This is a genomic window from Flavobacterium haoranii (genome assembly GCF_009363055.1).
GTDB lineage: Bacteria > Bacteroidota > Bacteroidia > Flavobacteriales > Flavobacteriaceae > Flavobacterium > Flavobacterium haoranii.
This window is the reverse complement of the sequence record NZ_CP045292.1, coordinates 325961-345023: the sequence shown is the minus strand read 5'-3', so window position 1 is coordinate 345023 and position 19063 is coordinate 325961. Positions and strand designations below refer to the sequence as shown.

At 28.2% G+C, this 19063-nt stretch carries 19 protein-coding genes and 1 tRNA gene; 8 read left to right on the top strand and 12 right to left on the bottom strand.

Annotated elements, in window-relative coordinates:
* The first annotated feature begins 2 nt into the window (after nucleotides 1–2).
* The 3 genes from GCU34_RS01620 to GCU34_RS01610 all read left to right on the top strand — a co-directional run bounded on the left by GCU34_RS01620 (nucleotide 3) and on the right by GCU34_RS01610 (nucleotide 4316).
* Nucleotides 3–1544 carry a hypothetical protein gene (locus GCU34_RS01620; protein ID WP_072780319.1) on the top strand — a complete coding sequence of 514 codons (1542 nt, stop codon included), beginning with the start codon at nucleotides 3–5 and terminating at the stop codon, nucleotides 1542–1544.
* 115 nt (nucleotides 1545–1659) lie between these two features.
* Nucleotides 1660–3264, top strand: a complete 1605-nt coding sequence (locus GCU34_RS01615; RefSeq protein WP_143146152.1) for a hypothetical protein — start codon at nucleotides 1660–1662, stop codon at nucleotides 3262–3264.
* The gene (locus GCU34_RS01610) at nucleotides 3252–4316 is read left to right on the top strand and encodes a DNA adenine methylase (protein ID WP_072780321.1); all 1065 of its coding nucleotides are present in this window, start codon (nucleotides 3252–3254) and stop codon (nucleotides 4314–4316) included. The genes GCU34_RS01615 and GCU34_RS01610 overlap by 13 nt, the downstream gene beginning before the upstream one ends.
* Before the next feature lie 589 nt (nucleotides 4317–4905).
* On the opposite strand, the gene GCU34_RS01605 is transcribed toward GCU34_RS01610, so the two are convergent.
* The 5 genes from GCU34_RS01605 to GCU34_RS01590 form a co-directional block, all read right to left on the bottom strand.
* Nucleotides 4906–5517 carry a hypothetical protein gene (locus GCU34_RS01605; protein WP_143146153.1) on the bottom strand — a complete coding sequence of 204 codons (612 nt, stop codon included), beginning with the start codon at nucleotides 5515–5517 and terminating at the stop codon, nucleotides 4906–4908.
* A 265-nt stretch (nucleotides 5518–5782) separates the two neighbouring features.
* On the bottom strand, nucleotides 5783–5908 hold the full coding sequence (locus tag GCU34_RS14050) for a hypothetical protein (RefSeq protein WP_262884248.1): 126 nt from the start codon (nucleotides 5906–5908) through the stop codon (nucleotides 5783–5785).
* A gap of 71 nt (nucleotides 5909–5979) precedes the next feature.
* A complete protein-coding gene (locus tag GCU34_RS01600; RefSeq protein ID WP_152378334.1) occupies nucleotides 5980–6507 on the bottom strand; it encodes a site-specific integrase in 528 nt (175 codons plus the stop codon).
* Entirely contained in the window at nucleotides 6507–6992 is a 486-nt protein-coding gene (locus GCU34_RS01595; protein ID WP_152378333.1) for a hypothetical protein, read from the bottom strand. The genes GCU34_RS01600 and GCU34_RS01595 overlap by 1 nt, the downstream gene beginning before the upstream one ends.
* A 67-nt stretch (nucleotides 6993–7059) precedes the next feature.
* Nucleotides 7060–7133: transfer RNA gene (locus GCU34_RS01590), tRNA-Met, on the bottom strand.
* Between the two features lie 159 nt (nucleotides 7134–7292).
* On the opposite strand from GCU34_RS01590, the gene GCU34_RS01585 reads away from it, so the two are divergent.
* Both GCU34_RS01585 and GCU34_RS01580 read left to right on the top strand, forming a co-directional pair.
* Nucleotides 7293–7685 (top strand): START-like domain-containing protein, encoded by a 393-nt coding sequence (locus GCU34_RS01585; RefSeq protein ID WP_072780324.1) that lies wholly within the window; start codon nucleotides 7293–7295, stop codon nucleotides 7683–7685.
* A gap of 60 nt (nucleotides 7686–7745) precedes the next feature.
* Nucleotides 7746–8582: an aminotransferase class IV gene (locus GCU34_RS01580; RefSeq protein ID WP_072780325.1), complete on the top strand. Its 837-nt coding sequence runs from the start codon at nucleotides 7746–7748 to the stop codon at nucleotides 8580–8582.
* Here GCU34_RS01580 and GCU34_RS01575 read toward each other — a convergent pair.
* The 5 genes from GCU34_RS01575 to GCU34_RS01555 all read right to left on the bottom strand — a co-directional run bounded on the left by GCU34_RS01575 (nucleotide 8575) and on the right by GCU34_RS01555 (nucleotide 13083).
* Nucleotides 8575–9135: a YqgE/AlgH family protein gene (locus tag GCU34_RS01575; RefSeq protein WP_072780326.1), complete on the bottom strand. Its 561-nt coding sequence runs from the start codon at nucleotides 9133–9135 to the stop codon at nucleotides 8575–8577. The two genes, GCU34_RS01580 and GCU34_RS01575, sit on opposite strands and share 8 nt — an antisense overlap.
* Before the next feature lie 117 nt (nucleotides 9136–9252).
* Complete coding sequence (locus GCU34_RS01570; RefSeq protein WP_227658762.1) at nucleotides 9253–9546, bottom strand: HU family DNA-binding protein; 294 nt, start codon at nucleotides 9544–9546, stop codon at nucleotides 9253–9255.
* Nucleotides 9547–9703: 157 nt separating this feature from the next.
* Nucleotides 9704–10651, bottom strand: coding sequence for a methionyl-tRNA formyltransferase (gene fmt, locus GCU34_RS01565; protein WP_072780328.1), 948 nt, complete (start codon nucleotides 10649–10651; stop codon nucleotides 9704–9706).
* A complete protein-coding gene (locus tag GCU34_RS01560; protein ID WP_072780329.1) occupies nucleotides 10652–12538 on the bottom strand; it encodes a RecQ family ATP-dependent DNA helicase in 1887 nt (628 codons plus the stop codon). It abuts the gene before it with no gap.
* 5 nt (nucleotides 12539–12543) lie between these two features.
* Entirely contained in the window at nucleotides 12544–13083 is a 540-nt protein-coding gene (locus GCU34_RS01555; RefSeq protein WP_072780330.1) for an AAA family ATPase, read from the bottom strand.
* Between the two features lie 128 nt (nucleotides 13084–13211).
* On the opposite strand from GCU34_RS01555, the gene GCU34_RS01550 reads away from it, so the two are divergent.
* Genes GCU34_RS01550 through murA form a run of 3 tightly spaced genes read left to right on the top strand, consistent with a single transcriptional unit; the run spans nucleotide 13212 to nucleotide 15514 of the window.
* Nucleotides 13212–13496, top strand: coding sequence for a DUF493 family protein (locus GCU34_RS01550; protein ID WP_178138319.1), 285 nt, complete (start codon nucleotides 13212–13214; stop codon nucleotides 13494–13496).
* A gap of 3 nt (nucleotides 13497–13499) precedes the next feature.
* Nucleotides 13500–14198: a DUF4290 domain-containing protein gene (locus tag GCU34_RS01545; RefSeq protein WP_072780332.1), complete on the top strand. Its 699-nt coding sequence runs from the start codon at nucleotides 13500–13502 to the stop codon at nucleotides 14196–14198.
* Between the two features lie 5 nt (nucleotides 14199–14203).
* Entirely contained in the window at nucleotides 14204–15514 is a 1311-nt protein-coding gene (murA, locus tag GCU34_RS01540) for a UDP-N-acetylglucosamine 1-carboxyvinyltransferase (protein ID WP_072780333.1), read from the top strand.
* A 418-nt stretch (nucleotides 15515–15932) separates the two neighbouring features.
* Here murA and GCU34_RS01535 read toward each other — a convergent pair whose 3' ends face one another.
* Together GCU34_RS01535 and aroQ are read right to left on the bottom strand one after the other, a co-directional pair.
* Nucleotides 15933–18401 (bottom strand): DUF5686 and carboxypeptidase regulatory-like domain-containing protein, encoded by a 2469-nt coding sequence (locus GCU34_RS01535; protein WP_317040794.1) that lies wholly within the window; start codon nucleotides 18399–18401, stop codon nucleotides 15933–15935.
* Complete coding sequence (gene aroQ / locus GCU34_RS01530; RefSeq protein ID WP_072780335.1) at nucleotides 18401–18823, bottom strand: type II 3-dehydroquinate dehydratase; 423 nt, start codon at nucleotides 18821–18823, stop codon at nucleotides 18401–18403. The genes GCU34_RS01535 and aroQ overlap by 1 nt, the downstream gene beginning before the upstream one ends.
* Nucleotides 18824–19063: the final 240 nt, after the last annotated feature.

Sequence of the window (19063 nt, the reverse complement as noted above, 5' to 3'; positions counted from 1 at the left end):
TTATGTTAGAATCTCAATTATGGGATAAAATTTCTCAAAAACCCTCAGATAGTTTTATAGCAGATGTAAAAGAAGGGAAAGTTCCTGAGTTACCTTATTTTATCGTTGATCAGGATGATGCTAAAAGTAAAATCAAAGCTAAAATCGACACGATAAAAGATGAACGTTTTCAAACTTCAATCATAACAGCAAACTATGGAAACGGAAAAACAAATATTTTAAAATATTTGTCTCTATATTTTCGCAATAATAATAATAATAATATTAAGGTTTTATACTACAGAGCAGATGTAGATAATTATGACATTATTCTTAATCTATTGAGAATAGTAGAAGATAATTACACAAATTATATTATTGAAAGTGTAAAGAATTTGGTTGATGAAAAATTTGATTACGCTTTACTTGCAAATAACTATAAAGATAATTTTAGTGCTATAGAAGATTATACAAAAAAAATGTTTTCTTCTAATGATTTAACTGAAATAAGAAATATATTTTATTTAGGAACTGGGAGACTAAACAGTAAAAGATATTTTGATAAACAAGGTTTACGTCAACTAAGAGATTATGAACGTAGGGAAATACTTGTGTTATTTTTAAATATATTGTCACAAACAGGTAGATACATTATTTTTTGTATTGATGAAGTAGAGAAAATTAGGGAAAAGTCGAAAGTTCGTTTTTCTCATTTTCTTACATCGCTTAGAGAATTAATTGATTTGTCTAATAAAATTAAAGGTCATTATCTAATTTTAGCATTAACGGATGGAGTAGATAGTAATCTAATCCAATCAACAAATGAGCCGTTGTACCAACGTATAGGTCAACATATAATTGCTATAAATCCAATTACAGAGAAAAAGGATAAAGAAGATTTAATTGACTACTTAAAGGAATTATTCAATTCGGATGAAGATACTAATGAAGTACTCAAAAAATTGATTAAAGAAACTGATGCAACTAGTAATAGACTGTTGATACAAAGGATTTCAGATATACTTTTTGGTAAAAAAGAAAAAAAGAGTTTAAAAGAGGCATTAAAAACTGATTCTTTGCTTGAAATATTTGATGAAACAAAAAAAGATTTGGAGATAAATGTCGAAGCTTTCAAAAATATACATCGTAAGTTTTTTGACCCTCTGGAATATTATCTTGACAGCTTCAATATCAAAATTGAAGAGTTTACAAGCCAGTTACGATATTATTACAACTATGAAACTGATACTTTCTGTTATTTTGTGTTCAGTAAGGATATATCAGTAATTGATAATGAAATACTAAAAATAAAAAGTAGTATTGAATATTTGAATTTTGATAAGAAGACTTTCTTTAAGAATATTTCAATATTTGTTCCTGCCTCAATGGAATTGAGCTATTCATATTTAGATAAATATGAGTTTTTAAAGAATTATAAACTTAATATAATTGATATTCAAGATTTTGAAGATTTATTCACTCTATTAGAACTGTATAGACAACATTTCGAGTATCAGCCAAAGCTTAAACCAATAATTGAAAACTATACTAATTCAAGTTTATAGTATGTTTGATAATAATAACAAAATATTTGCGTATAAGATTATCTTAAAGCTTGATCCTTATCTAGTAGCATTGTTTAATCTATGCTATGATGTATTTATTAAATTAGAAAACATTATGGACGATCAAGATGATATAAAACATGCAGTTTCTATATTCTCTGATGATTTTTATGAGATGTTAGGAATGAATAAAAATGAATATTTAGATGTAGATAGTCAATATACAAAAGAGCAGTTTTTTTATACTCTTGCTATCCATTTAAATTCACATTATTTAAGAAGTGAAACATTCATATCTAAACTTAAAACAAAAGATTTTCTGTATTATTTTAAAGATAAGTTTTCCATCTATTCTACATTGCCTAAAAAGAGAGAAGTTGAGAATAGTTTAAATGATAAATTTAAAACGATAAATGTAATAGGTGAAATTATTGACAATCTAAATAATGAGAAATTAAGAGATTCAATAAAAAGTATTTCAACAATCTATGATTTAAATAAAGCAGGTCAGTATATAAAAGTAACCAGTCAGGAGAATTTGAAGCCTCAATTATTATATATTAAAGCTGATGTACTGAATTTAGAAAAGTTGGAAATGATTGATGTAGATATAGAGAATATTTGGGTCAATTATGAACATGAACTGAATAATAAATTAAATTTTAATCCGGATAATGACGAATACTATGTTATTGTTGACAAAGAATCAGAAGATAAAAGTGTTATAGGAATTAAAGTTAATGACCATATTCTGTTAAAGTATAATGTAGATTCGAAAAAATACATCAAAGAAGAAAATTCTAATCTTCATTTGTGGCAATTACTTAAAGAAAATTATCTAAGGAAACGAACACAAAAACTTTTGTATGAATCAGAACTTATTCAAAACTTTAAAGAAAAAAGTAAAGAAGGAGACTTTAATAAATTATTGTGTAACCTTAAGCATAATTTATATATAGATAGAATTGTACAAATAAAAGCAGATTATCAATGTTTTTTTGAAGAGTTTATTGTTCTTAAGAATTTAAATGATTTATCAAATTTCAATTTCTTTCTTCCAGATGAGAATGTTGAAAAAGAACTTTTGGGAATTTATACCGAGCAAAAAATAGGTAAAAAATACAATTTGTTACATTATTTAAAACATAAAGATGATAGATATACAGAAGGTTTTGTAAATTCTGAACCTCAGAGAAAGGAAAAGCTCAAGGTACATATACTAAAGGCTGAGTTGTCATTTTATTTAGTTGAAAAATATTACGAAGATCTTATTGAAGACATACTCACAGAGTTAAATCTTGATTTTGTGAGTAATGTTGAGCTATGTATAAAGGGAGAATCTAAAGCAGAATTTGATTTTGTAATCTTTAAAGATAATAAATTTTATTTTTTAGAAGCTAAGACTACGCTTACCAAAGATAATATTTATGATACCTCAAAAAAATATAATAATAATATTGAATATTTAAAACAGATAACAAATACCAATTTACAAGATTTTACTTTTATTCTTTTGGGATTTTTGAGTGATCAAAATATAGATAACTATAGGTATTTCTTTACTGATCAAACATACAATACTCCAAGAGAAGAGTTCGCAGTTACTCCATACAAATTCAAAGTGCCGTTTTTTGGTCATCAGGGTTTAGTACTGGAGTGTATTGCCGAACCTGAACTTTTAAAGTTAAAAGAATTTATTAAAGAAATATGCCAGATATAATATTACCCAAAACTAGATATTATGGTTCAAAAAGAAAAATAATAGACAAAATCTGGAACATCATCGTAAATGAAGCAAACTTAGAATTTGATTCTGTGTTAGATGTTTTTGGAGGTTCTGCTTCGTTCTCTTATTATGCTAAGTTAAATCAGAAACAAGTTTTATATAATGATATCTTTCAATTTAATACTATAATTGGGAGAAAACTAATCGAACAAAATACAAATGAATTGACGTATGAAAATGCAGTTAAATTGTTTGAAAGGCTTCCTGAAGTAAATTATTTAAATCATATCGCTGAATATTACAACGACATTTATTTTACCGATGAAGAGAACAATCAAATAGATATATATATACAGAATGTATTAGCATTAGAAAATGAAAATGTAAAATGCAGTGCTTTATATATTCTTTTTCAAAGCTGTCTAATGAAAAGGCCTTATAATTTATTTCATAGAAGAAACCTAAATATGAGATTAAATTATAAAAAGGGTAATTTTGGTAATAAGCAAACATGGGAAAGAAGTTTTCAAGAACTTTTTATAAGATTTATTAAAGAGTTAGATAAAGTCTGTATTGATAACGGAAGAATAAATACTGCTTATAATTTTAGTGCTCTAAATTGCCATCTAGGTGCAGATTTGGTCTATATTGATCCTCCATATTTCAAAAAGGAAAGTTCCACATCTTATCATAGTAAATATCATTTTCTTGAAGGATTGGTTAATTATTACGACATCCCCAATAATATAAATTTCAATAAGAAAAATAAGGAAATAAACATAAATGCATCTAGAGAATTTGAAGATAAAACAAATTTCTTAAACGATTTAAGAATACTAATTAGTAATCATATTGATTCACATATTGTCATATCATATAGAAACAATGGCATTCCTTCAATAGAAGAAATTAGTGAATTATTGAGGTCATTTAATTTATTTAATGTTGTTGAATATAATTTAGGAAAATATAATTATGCATTGAATAAAAATAACGAGTTCAATGAAGAAATTTTATTGATTTGTAAAAATTTGAACAAAATATAAATTACTTAATTAAATCACTATAATCCTAAGGTAATTCAGCATCAATATCACGTAAATATTGCTCAAGCGCTGTCATAGTATAATGCCCTGTGATATGCAGTAATTTACTTTTGGTAATGTTACAAAGTTAGTGATGTAATTATAAAATAAAGTTTTATAAATCAAATAATGACACAAGTTTTACGACTAAAGGACGAACAATACGTTTATCCGTTTTATTATTCCTTATTTAAAATTAACAAAAATAAGCTTAAATGAGACTTCATGTTTCAAAGTTAGTGATGTCAAATTGTAAATGTTCACCAATTATAAATGGTTTATTTTATTTAATGGGCACAAAAGGGGATAACATGATTTATAGTATCATAATTGGTAAGAGCTTGATTTTGTATACCAATGGTAATTTTAGAATATTGAATATCTTTTAATTCTACTTCCTCAAAAAAACTCAATAAATGTTTTTATATCTAAAGATTTTCCGTTTTTAAAATCATCTGAAATTTCTAAGTTTTATAAATTTAATTCATTTAAAATTTAAACTATAACCTTAATAGTTTTAGCAATACTACCCATTTTAACTATTCGATTATTATTTTGGCATATACTTATTATGATCCGAAGGTTCAAAATCTTTTACTAATTCACTTTCTTTTTTTAATTCTGAAATAAAATTATTATTGAGTTTTGATTCTTTGGCTTTATGAGTCTCTTCTATTTTTTGATTAGAAATTTTAATAATTTTTTCATCCTTTCTTATGTGTTTTTCTAATTTTCTGGTTTTCTTATTCAATTCTTTAGCATTAGACTTCATTGTAAAAAGAAATAAAAGTGTCATAATACCAGAAAAGATTCCAATGTATAAACCAAATTCGATTCTCATTTGTTCAGAAATAACTTTTTCTAGGGGATTATCCTCGTTGGGTTTCCCAAAAGAAAGAACAAAAAGATGTAATAAATCTATCAATAAAGCAAGCATACTAGTAAAAATGATTAACTTAAAAGACCATCCTTTTAAATCTTTCATTTTATTACCTAAAAGACTTATGATAAGTGAAAACGAAAAAAACAAGATTGAAAATTTTCCCAAAGTTGTGTTTATTCCATTCATATCACCTAACAAGGGTACACTTGACCAAGGCATAAAAGTCGCTAAAGCCCCGAGCGAAGCAGACATAAATACGGACAACCTTTGTTTGTTCATTTTTACTATGTAGTTTAAATCATTTATAACAAATATAAACTTATTTTATAAGATTTCTAGCCTAATTATTCACTTTAACTGAAGTTAAATATTTTTTTTCTGTCACTATCATTCGTTTATCTTTCGACATTCTTTTTTATTAAAAACGTGATGGCTCTATATTTTCTCAATCTGGTATGAACTTATAGTAAACATTATTTCAATTGAAATTATTGAATATAACTCAATCTTTGTCAGTTTTTTTTAAATCATTTGTTGAAAACAATTAAAGATATTTAGAATAATCCTCAGGAATATAAGCATTTATTTCCCTTAAATATTTTCTAAGCGCAGTTTTACTTGTATGTCCTGTTATAGCCATAATGTTAGATTCTGCTTCCTCTGGTGTCATTTCTTTTATGAAAGTATTGTAGAGTTTAGTTATGAATGTATGTCTGAAACTATACAAACCATAATCTTTACCTAAACCAAATTTCTTTTAATTTCTAAAAAATAATCAGAATAGTCATTTCGTCTACTTGTTTCATTAGCATCCCAATATTGACCAAAATCTTTTCTTCCAAATAAGAATGCATCATTAGGATAGTTAGATATGTCTGGTAATTCATCGATTAGAACTTGAGGAATTCGTTTTAATTTAAATCCAGTTTTGGTTTTAATTTTTAGAATTTTGTCATTTAAATCAATATCTCCAATTTTAATTCGATTAACCTCTACAGGTCTTAAAAAATTGTAGGAAATGAATTTAACATAAAGAGAAAGTAACTTGTTGTTTTTATCTAAATAGTCGAATATTTTACTTTCCTCAGTACTTGAGTAAGATTTGTTTTTTTCGGGTGTGCTTTTTAAAACAGGAATTTTTTGAACAAAATTTAAAGGAATAATTTCATTTTGCTCTAGAGTAGAAAAAATAGTACTGATATCTGCTCTTGTATTGTTTCTATTTTTGGCTGATGTAGCAATTAATACTTCATTAAGATAAGTGATCACTACTTTTTATTCACTGATGTAATCAATCTATTTTTAAAGCCGTTTTCTTCTAACCACTTTTCGAATCTCAATATGCGACCTTCTAATCCTTTAAAAGAGGTTTCAGCCAATGTACTTTTCTTAATATTAAGTGCAAATTCAAAAGCTTCTTTTATTGATTTCCCTTCTTGCTCGTTATCAAAATCAAATTTATTTTCAGGATTGTAAGGGTTAAATCCATCTTTTAAAAGTACAGATAAATTACGTTGAATAGTTTTTAACCACTCTATTCTTTCTTTTTTATCAAAATTTTGTGGAGCATAAATGTTATTTGGAAATCTTTCTAACGGACCATCTTCTATTTTTCTGAATGAAAAATAGACATACCAACGCTTAGATAAATCACCATTAGCGTCGTAAATTTTAGGCTCTGAAAATCTTTTCTTATTTTTCAAATCGTGTTCAAAATCTTGTTCAATATACAAATATTTCAATAAATTAGACATAAAAAATGCGGGATTAAATTGCTCTAATCCCGCATAAAATCTAATTTTACGATTTTTTTAAACCTTGTAGCGAAGACGGGAGTTGAACCCGTGACCTCAGGGTTATGAATCCTGCGCTCTAACCAACTGAGCTACCTCGCCGTGATATTTGTTGGTTTTGCATCTCTCAATGCGGGTGCAAATATAAAACTATTTTAATAGACTCCAAATTAATTTTTATAAAAATATTTTAGTTTTTTTTCTAGCTTTTTGTTATTTGAATTTTTCTATATATATTTCCATTCTTAAAAATATATTTACATGGAAGTAAAATTAAAATACGAACTAGAATTCCCAATACACGCCTCTCCTTCTCTATTATATCAATATATTTCTACACCCTCGGGTATGTCTGAATGGTTTGCTGATAATGTTAACTCAAGAGGTGAAATCTTTACTTTTATTTGGGATGGTGCAGAAGAAAAAGCAAAATTAATTTCTAAAAGAACAGGAGAACGTGTAAAATTTAGATGGCTTGATGAAGATGGAACAGATACAGAATATTTTTTCGAATTAAAAATATTAGAAGACGAAATAACAAAAGACGTTTCAATAATGGTAGTCGATTTTGCTGAAGAAGACGAAATTGAAGAATCTAAACTATTATGGGAAAATCAAATTTCCGACTTAAAACACGTTTTAGGCTCTGTTTAAACAAAAATTTACAATTATAAAGGTTATATTTGTCCCGATTTTAAAAATCGGGATTTTTTTATGGTAAATTTTAACGGAAATATTCAAGAAAACAGTACTATTTTAATTGAAAATAATCGTGGATTTCTATTTGGCGATGCTATTTTCGAAACTATTAAAGTTGCTCAAAACAAAATTCTTTTTTCTGAAGATCATTATTTCAGACTAATGTCGGCAATGAGAATTTGCAGAATGGAAATTCCTATGAATTTTACACTTGAATATTTTGAGGAGCAAATTTTAAAATTAACCAATACTAATAAAACAAATTCCAATTTCAGAGTGCGCTTTTCTGTTTATAGAAAAGGTGATGGCTTTTACTTACCGAAATCTAAAGATATTGATTTTATAATTACTTATTTATCGCTTGATAGTCATTTATATGAATTAAATAGCGGAAAATATGAAATTGAACTTTATAAAGATGCTCATATAACCAAACAAATTTTCTCTACTTTAAAAAGTAACAATAAAATGATTCAAATTACCGGTAGCATTTTTGCCGATGAGAACGGATATGACAATTGTTTGCTTTTAAACGATGAAAAAAATGTTATTGAAGCATTACAATCAAATATATTTATTCGTTTTGGAAGTGAAATTCAAACACCTTCTTTAAGCGATGGTTGTTTAAATGGCATTATGAGAAAACAAATTATATCGCTTATTAAGAAAAATTCTTCTTTTGAAATTACAGAAAAATCTATTTCTCCGTTTGATCTTCAAAAAGCAGATGAAATTTTCTTAACTAATACTATTAAAGGAATTCAATCGGTAACACAATACAGAAAGAAAAGTTATACTAATGAAGCTGCAACTGCACTAACTGAAGTACTTAATAATTCTTTATTTAATTAAGTGTTGGATCTGAAGGAGCATTTGAAAACAAAACATAATCGCCTCCTTGTTCTTTCATCTTTTCTTTCCAAAAATGTTGCACTGCTTTAGAAAGTAATTTTTCATTTAAATCGTTTTCTGAAACTATCCAAGTGTTTTCTTTCAGTTCCTCTTCTAGTTGATTTGGTTCCCAACCGCTGTAACCAAGAAAAAAACGGATATTTTGCTTTGAAATTTGCCCTTCATTAATCAAATTTTTTACAGTTTCAAAATCGCCACCCCAAAAAATACCCGATGCAATTTCTATACTATTAGGAACAATATCAGGAACGTTGTGAATAAAATACAGATTATCTTGTTCTACAGGTCCTCCGTTATACACAGTAAACTTTGCCTCTATTTCTGGAACCAAATCATTTATAGTATAACTTAAAGGTTTATTCAATATAAAACCAACTGAGCCTTCCTGATTATGTTCTGCTAAAAGTATCACGGAACGATTAAAAGAAGTATCTCCAAGTGTTGAAGGTTCTGCTATCAGCAAGTGACCTTTCTTTGGTAAAACTGATATCATAAGCACGATTTTTTCTTAAAATTATTAAAAAAAAGAGTTAAAATCAAAAAAAATCGCTTAAAATCAAAAAAAATCCCAGCTAAAAGCCAGGATTTATATTTTCAAAGTAGAAAAATATTATTTATTAACTGCTCCGTCTAATTCAGCACCAGCTTTGAATTTTACTACATTTTTAGCAGCAATTTTGATAGTTTTACCTGTTTGAGGGTTTCTTCCTTCTCTAGCAGCTCTTTTAGAAACTGACCAAGAACCAAAACCTACTAATGATACTCTACCACCTTTTTTTAATGTACCTTCAACATTAGATAAAAATGATTCTAAAGCTAATTTAGCAGCTGCTTTTGTAATTCCAGCAGAAGCTGCCATTGCATCGATTAATTCTGATTTGTTCATAATAAATGTTTTTACAATTTGGTTAAACTTTAATTATAGATACAAATTTAGCCGTATTACCGAATTACACAAGGCTTTACGGCTAATTCTAACGTTTTTGTTAATAACTTAAGCTATTTGTTAATAACATCATTTGTTTTTTATTAAAATACGGTGATGTTAGAGCCTATAGGGCTTAAAAAGCTTTTGCTTCTGTAGAAAATTGAACACCGTTTAACAACTGATGAGTTCTCATTCTTTTCTTTCCTGGAAACTGTAAACTATAAATTTCTAAAAAACCATTTTCAACGGCAATTTTCATTTCTTTCTTTGTAGTTACTACACTACCTATTGCAAAATTATGCTCTTCTTTAACAAATGCAGTTTCATAGAATTTCACATTCCATTCTTGTTCTCCATCTTTAATAAATGACCAAGCTGCAGGATAAGGACATAATCCTCTAACCAAGTTATAAATTACTTCGCCAGGTTTAGTCCAATCAATTTTGCAATTGTCTTTATTTAGTTTATAAGCTGTCTTTATTTCAGAATTGTCTTTCTGTATTTCAGTACTTACATTTCCCTTCTCAATTAATGCTAAAGTTTCAACAACTGCTTCGCTTCCTATACTAATTAATCGATCGTGTAATTCTCCGGCCGTTTCATTATTGCCAATTGGTGTTTCTTTATGCAATATCATTGCTCCAGTGTCAATTTTATCATCGATAAAGAATGTGGTAACACCCGTTTTTTCTTCCCCATTAATAATTGCCCAATTAATTGGTGCCGCTCCCCTATAGTTTGGCAACAAAGAAGCATGTAGATTAAATGTACCAAATTTCGGCATGCGCCAAACTACTTCAGGTAGCATTCTAAAAGCAACAACTACTTGTAAATTTGCTTCGAGACTTTTTAATTCTTCTAAAAACTCTTCCGATTTTAAATTGGTAGGTTGTAAAATTCTTAACCCTTTTTCTAGAGCGTACTTTTTTACTGCACTTTCTTGTAATTTTTGGCCCCTGCCAGCTGGTTTATCTGCAACGGTAACAACACCTACAATTTCGTAACCTTTATTATATATTGCATCGAGAATTCCAACTGCAAAATCTGGAGTTCCCATAAAAACAATCTTTAATTTTTCCATTTATTTAATGTAATATTGATGATTAGCATTTAGGCTAATGATATTTTTTTCTAGTAAGGTTTGAATAGCAAAGATAATTTCTTCTGAAGTGAATCCCAATGATGATTCTAATTCTCTTGAGTTTAATGGCGATTTTTTTAAACTAGCTAATATTTCTGAAACTACATCTTTAACATCAGTTTTTTTCTTTTTAAGGCAAGTAGAACATTTCCCACAATCATCAGTAATTTCTTCACCAAAATATCGAAGTAATAATTTATTCTTACATGTAGATTGATTTTCAATAAATGAAATCATTTCTGTAAACCTATCTTGTTTCGTCTTGTTTTGATTTTCTAAATATTTACTAATTCTGTTTATGGTTAAATCGTCTTCTCTAACTTCGTTAAAAACTATCTTACTATCATTTAAAAGTAACTGTAAATCGATAATTTCTTTTTCGTGTAGTTCTTGTAAAACCTTTACAATTTGTTCTATTGAAGTTTTCGATTTCTTTGCAATTAATTCTAAATTAATAGGCATTTCTTGGTCAAAAATCCCAGAATAAGTTCTTAAAATAACCGTCAAAATTGGTTCGACATTTGTATTTAAACTGATGTACCGAATTACTTCTTTGCTTGGTATTATAAACTGAACTTTAACTTTCTCAGAACTTACATTTTCCATTGTTAAAATTCCTTGTCTATCTAGAAATTGTAAAGCATTCAACGATTTTAAAACTGGTAAATTATAACTGCTACAAAATTTTTGAATCGTAAAATTAAACTGCTGTAAATAACCCTCTCCATAGGCAATTTGGAAATAATTATTGATTTTTTTATAGACGTCTTTCAAGAAATTTTTTGTCACGATATTTTCTTCAAATAATCGCTTTGCTAATTCTATATCGTATTGAGTCGTTAATAAAATTCCAAATGCTTTTTCACCATTTCTTCCTGCCCGCCCAATTTCTTGATAATAATTCTCTAGATTTTCAGGAATTTGAAGATGAATTACTGTCTTTACATCGGGTTTGTCAATTCCCATCCCAAAAGCATTGGTCGCAACAATAACTTGAACTTTATTTTCCATCCACAACAAGCGATGTTTTTCTTTTTCTTGAAAAGACATTCCACCGTGATAAAAAGTTGCTTTAAAACCTAAAGCATTTAATTGATTACAAGTATCAACAGTAGCTTTTCTATTTCTTACATAAACTATGGAAGACTGAGGATTTTTAGTTAAAATTTGACTTATCTTAGTTAGCTTATCTTCTGTTTCAATAATATGATACGATAGATTTTCTCGCTCGAATGATTTTTTAAAAACTGCTACGTTCTCTAGACCTAAATGTTCAATTATATCTTGTTGAACTAACGTTGTAGCCGAACCAGTTAAAGCTAAAAAAGGAATAGTAGGAAAAAACTCTTTTAAAAGTTTTATTTTAAGATAGGCTGGTCTAAAATCGTGTCCCCATTGACTTACACAATGTGCTTCATCTATAGCAATTAAGTTGATGGGTAATTGTTTTAAACGTTCTATAATCCAATCTTGTTGTAAACGCTCGGGTGACAAATACAAAAACTTATAATTTCCGTATAAACAATTATCAAGCAAATCAGAAATTTCATCGATACTTAAAGCACCAACTAATCCAATAGCTTTTATATCTTTTTTTTGAAGGTTCTCTATTTGGTCTTTAATCAAAGCAATTAATGGCGATATTACTAAAGTAATACCATTTAAAACCATACCTGGAACTTGATAACAAACCGATTTTCCTCCACCAGTAGGAAGTAATGCAAAAGTATCATTTCCTTCTAAAACCGATTGAATAATGGCTTCTTGCGGCTCACGAAAGGAATTGTGTTTCCAATATTTTTGTAAAACTTGAAGCGCTTGAGTCATCCGATTTACTTGTCTAATTCGTTAAACACAAACTGAACTCTATTCTCAACTGTATCTTTTGGAACCGTTATCAATTCGTAACCAAAATTTCTATAAGTTTCCTCTAAATGTTCGTGAATTAAAACGGCTTGCTCATAGCTTTCATAACGCTCAGCATCGCTAACATAGATTTCTTTCCAAGGTGGTAATAAGAAAATTTTTGTATAGCGGTTTTCTTCACAAGCATCGGAAAAAGATTTTGGGTAACTATCGCCTATGTAATGCATATAGGCTAAGACATCAGGAATTCCTCTATCTAAAAACACAATGTCACATGTTTCTTGCAAAGCTTCTTGATATTGTTTTATTCTACCCTGAAGTAATAACTCGCTAAATAATAGCGGATTTTCTAAAAATAACTGATCGATTCCTTGCTTTTGCGCTTCTTGAATAACTTCTCTAGAAATTTCAGGATAACAAACGTATCCATTTTCAACTAATGCGTTTATCAAAGTTGTTTTTCCAGAACTTGGTCCGCCTGCAAGTACAATTAATTTTTTCGTCATATAAAATTCTAAAAAGCAAAAATAGTTTTTTTTAAAAAATATGGTAAGCTTTATGAAAATTATTAAGTTTCTAATTATTGATTATGAACTTAAAAAAGTATATTTGCTTTTTAAATCAATGATTGAAGATGGATAAGAAGACTGAAGAATTCTATATTAGATTGAAAGATGAATTGGCGAACACATCCTTATGGCCAACAGAATATTTGTACAAATTTATAGTACCTTCTGATATACACAAAATAGCCCAAGTAGAAGCTGCTTTTAACGATATGGGAGCTGTAATTAATACACAACAATCTAAAACTGGAAAATATACAAGTGTTTCGATAAGTGTAAATATGAAAACACCAGATGAAGTCATTGAAAAATACAAAGAACTATCTGTAATTGAAGGTATAATTTCATTATAACCTATGGAAAATAATTCAACCATATATTTAGAATATAATTCTCAAAGAGGCCCACTTCGCATTCCCGAATATGGAAGGCATTTACATAAACTAATTGACCAAGTAATCGCAATTGAAAACCGAGAAGAACGCAATAAAGCGGCTCAATACGTTATTTCTGTAATGGGAACTTTAAATCCTCATTTAAGAGATGTACCCGATTTTCAACACAAACTTTGGGATCAATTATTTATAATGTCTGATTTTAAATTAGATGTAGATTCTCCTTATCCTATACCATCAAGAGAAGTACTTCAATTAAAACCTGAAAAACTAAATTATCCTCAAAATTTCCCCAAATATCGTTTCTATGGTAATAATATTACATACATGATCGATGTTGCTATTAAATGGGAAGATGGTGATTTAAAAAATGCATTAATTCTTGTAATTGCAAATCACATGAAAAAATGCTATTTAAGTTGGAATAAAGAAACTGTTGAAGATGAAGTAATTTTCAATCATTTATTGGAACTTTCTAACGGAAAAATTAATTTATTTAAAACAAATGAAGAGTTGTCTAACACTCAAAATTTGATGAAAGTAAACAAAAAACTTTCGAATAAATCACAATTTAACAACCAAGGAAAGAACAACAATAATAACAATTCTAAAGCCCAATTTAAAAAGAAAACAATCCAAAAAAACAATAAAAGAAATTAACGTTCATGGGAACATTTAGTATAGAAGGTGGCAAACCATTAAAAGGAGAAATTACTCCACAAGGTGCTAAAAACGAAGCATTACAAATTTTATGTCCGGTTCTATTAACATCGGAAAAAGTACGCATTACTAATATTCCAGATATTATTGATGTAAACAAACTAATTGCTTTATTGGGCAACTTAGGAGTTAAAATACAAAAAAATGGACCTGGAGATTACACGTTTCAAGCCGACGAGGTAAATGTAAATTACTTAAAAACAGAAGCTTTCAAAAAAGAAGGCGGAAGTTTACGCGGTTCTATTATGATTGTTGGTCCACTTTTAGCACGTTTTGGTTGTGGCTATATTCCAAAACCTGGAGGAGATAAAATTGGACGTCGTCGATTAGACACGCACTTTGAAGGTTTTATTAACCTTGGTGCCAAATTTAGATACGAAAGAGAAGATCATTTTTACGGTGTAGAAATTGACGGAAGATTACAAGGAACTTACATGCTACTTGATGAAGCTTCGGTAACTGGTACTGCAAATATTGTTATGGCTGCTGTTTTAGCGGAAGGCACTACAACTATTTACAATGCTGCTTGTGAACCTTACTTACAACAGTTGTGTAAAATGCTAAATTCTATGGGGGCCAAAATTCAAGGAATTGGCTCAAATATGTTAATCATTGAAGGAGTTGAATCTTTAGGTGGTTGCGAACATAGAGTTTTACCAGATATGATTGAAATTGGTTCTTGGATAGGTTTAGCTGCTATGACTCGAAGCGAAATCACAATCAAAAATGTGAGTTGGGAAAATTTAGGTCAAATTCCAAATGTATTTAGAAAACTAGGAATTACTTTAGAACGTAAAGGCGATGATATTTACATTCCTGCTCATAAAGATGGCTACCAAATTAAAACCGATATTGACGGTTCTATCTTAACAATTGCCGATGCGCCATGGCCAGGTTTTACACCCGATTTATTGAGTATTGTTTTAGTAGTAGCTACACAAGCAAAAGGTGAAGTATTAATTCATCAAAAAATGTTTGAAAGCCGTTTATTCTTCGTGGACAAATTAATTGATATGGGAGCTAAAATTATTTTATGCGATCCACATAGAGCAATTGTTATTGGACACAATTTCCAATCACAATTAAAAGCAACAACTATGACTTCGCCAGATATTCGCGCGGGTATTTCATTGTTAATTGCTGCTTTAACAGCAAAAGGAACTTCAACAATTCAGAATATTGAACAAATTGACAGAGGTTACGAAAGAATTGATGAAAGATTAAGAGCTATTGGTGCTAACATAGTTAGAGTATAATTTAGTTGGCAGTCACAGTTAACAGTGTTCAAAATATATAAAAAAAGCTCAGATTTTAAAATCTGAGCTTTTTTTTGAAAACATTTCCGCTCTTTCAAGAAAATACAGTAAAAAATAACATAAAAATGCCAATTGATACATATAAAAATATCAAATTAAAGACCAACATAATAATTCTATAAATAGCATTTAAACTTTCTTTTTTAAAGAAAAAATAAATACTAGAAGTTATTAATAAAACGCAATGAATAATTACTAACAAACCTAGAATTAATCCTATATTAAAATATTCTTCATGAAACTCTGATAAATAAAGATTAAAAAGTAAAAAAGAAATAAAAATGACTAAAACTAAAACAATAAATACATGAATTTTAAGTTTTAAGCCAAATATTTTATTCAGAATACTTTTCATTTTCTAAAACTGAACTCCAAACATTACACCATCACCAATATATCCATTTTGATAAGCTCTTACATAATCGATGCGTAAAAATCTAAATTTACCAAAACCAACATTACTAAAACCAATGGTAAACTCTTGGTACGGTTTAAAATTAGGCACATTAATTTGATGAAATCCACCTATTAAATTCCATTGTAATTTATTAAGCAACGGAATTTTATTCATAATGTAACCTTTAAAATTGTGCTCAATATGTGTTTCTAAATAAGCATCGTTTGTAGAATTACTATAATAAGGTAATAAATTAAAAGCGTTTAAATAATCACCTCTAAAGTTTACATGCGTTTGATTTCCGTTAAAATGTTTGTAATCTATAAAAGAAATATTATCGGCATTAAAGAATTTTCCGGCTTTAAAACGTAAAGCAAAATCACCTTTGTTGCCTAAAGTTTTATCATAATCTAGTCTTCCAGAAACAAAATCATATTCATAATCACTATTTGTAGCTGCAAAAGCTTTAGTAAAAGCAAAACTTAAAACAGGATAATTATCATTTTGAATGGTCACTTTAGCATTTGGTCTTGAAATATATTTTTGTCCGAAACGAATTCTAGTTGCAATAGTTCCTTTATAGACATGATGTTCATTAAAAGCAGAAGCAACATAATCTAGCGGAGCTAAAGGATTATTTGAAGTATATACATCATTACTTTTGAACATTTTATAATGGGTTGTATTGAACAACTCATGTCGGTTTTCATATTCTAATTTTCCGTTTATGAAGATTCCGTTTACCACTTCTTGACCAAAGCTTACTTCTACAAATTCTTTATTGTATAACTTCATGAAATTATTGGTAAACAAAAGCGTACTCAACGAATTAATTAATTTACTAATAGGTTCGGAAGCATTGTACTGACTTACAGCACTTCCTCCTGAAACTGAAACATATTTTTTATTAATGTTATTAAATCGATGATGAAAATTACCCGTAACTCTTAGTCTGTCTTCAGCAAAACCATAATTAAAGATTGACGAAATTGAAGTATATTTTCCTTTTTCTTCATTTTCTTTTCTAAAAGTAAAACCTGTATCAAAATTCCAACCTTGAACGGTATTATAACTTAACGAAGTAAAATCTAGTAAACCATGATAACTAAAACTCGACTTTTTGAAACTATTCTTATAAGTATAACCTTTTATGATATCAAAAACTTTAAACTTATTTTTTATAGCATCAATTGAATCTAAATATACTTGCGAAGTTCTTAGTTCTTGTATGCTGTCTTTTTTAGTATAATTTTCAATCTCTTCATTTGTAAGCGGAATTTGACGATTAACTTGCCAATATTCATCTTCTTTTTTATTAGCATTAGCTTCAAATGAAACTATTTCTTTACCAAAAGTATTTTTATCAAAAGCATCTTTAAAAATGTAATTGCTAAACACATAAGAAAACTTTCCCGTGAATTGCATTCCAAAAATTCCCGCAATAAAATCTAAAGATTGTACATTTTTAACCCAAATTCCATTCGTTTGATTATAACTATAGTTTTGGTTAAGCTTCATGGTTTCAATAATAGGTTGTTGCATGCGGTATCCTTTTATATCAACATCAACTCCATAAATTGCCCAAGAATTCTCTATTATATATAGGTAACCTTCAAAAACAGGCTCTTTATCTCTTTTTGGCGTAACTTTTATTTTATTAATTAGATTTCCGTTGTCGTCATAAAAAGTACTTTCTAAATTGTACTTATAATAATTGAATGCATTATCGGCTAATGGTGAAATCATATTAATACCAAAATCAACATAATTACTATAAAAATCATAATCGGTATTTAATGCAGTATTGAAACTAAAACCATTATCATTTCCAGCAACTTTAGAAGCTATGATATCTTCTCTTAAATTGTTAGGCTTTTCGAACTTAATTTTTGAAACCGTTTCCGATAAATAAATAACACCACTTCTGGTCGAATCGAGATTTCCTTCTAAATCACCAATTTCAATTCCCATAAATTTCTCAGGAATATCTTTTGCTCTAAAAATTCCACGCGAATAAAAATCAGCTTCAAATCGATTCGTTTTTTCGGTATTTTTTTTCTTAGAAGCTATTGCATTTTTTATAATTTGATTGGCCGGGTTTTCTCCATTTGTCAAAACCACTTCTTGTAATTGAAAGTCTTCTTCTTCCATTACTACATCAAAATTATAGGGATAACTTGTTATATCTAAAATATGTTTTTGACTCTTGTACCCTAAGTATTGAAAAATAAGTACAACTTTTCCTTTTATATTGTAGTTTAATTCATAATTACCATATTCATTAGTAGCTGTACCAATATAAGTGTTCTCAATAAAAATATTTACAAAAGGAACAGGAGCATTTTCTTTACTTAAAACTTTTCCTCTAATTTGTGCCAAAGAAAGATTAAAACATAGTAAAACTAAAAAAACGGATAAAATTCGCATCATTAACTTTCTAATAAGAACGATTGAATAGCTAATTCGTAACTCTGTAATCCAAAACCAACAATTACTCCTTTTGCGCTTCCAGCAATATAAGATTGATGTCTAAAACTTTCGCGAGAATAGGTATTGGTAATATGAACTTCTACAACTGGAGAATGAACCCCTTTTACAGCATCGCCAATTCCTACAGAAGTATGTGTATAAGCACCAGCATTAAGTATAATTCCATCAAATGAAAAACCTACTTCATGAATTTTATTAATAATTTCTCCTTCAATATTACTTTGAAAATAATCAAATTCTACAGCACAATATTTCTCTTGTAGCTGATTGTAAAATCGCTCAAAAGAAACATTTCCATAAATATCAGTTTCACGTTTTCCTAGTAAATTTAAATTTGGCCCATTAATAATACAGATTTTCATAAGAAGATTTTTAATTAAGTAAAGATAAAAAATGTCGTGCACATAACATCACATCGCCTATTAATTGTACATTTTTTTATAAAAAAAACATTTTGGATCTAAATTTTACACTTTTTTAACAAAATATTTTAAATGTTAAAATATTGAATATCAACAACGAAAGATAAATATTACTAAAATATTATTAATAGATTCTTAAAAACGTATTTGGATATTGAGAAAAACGTATAAATTTGCGCC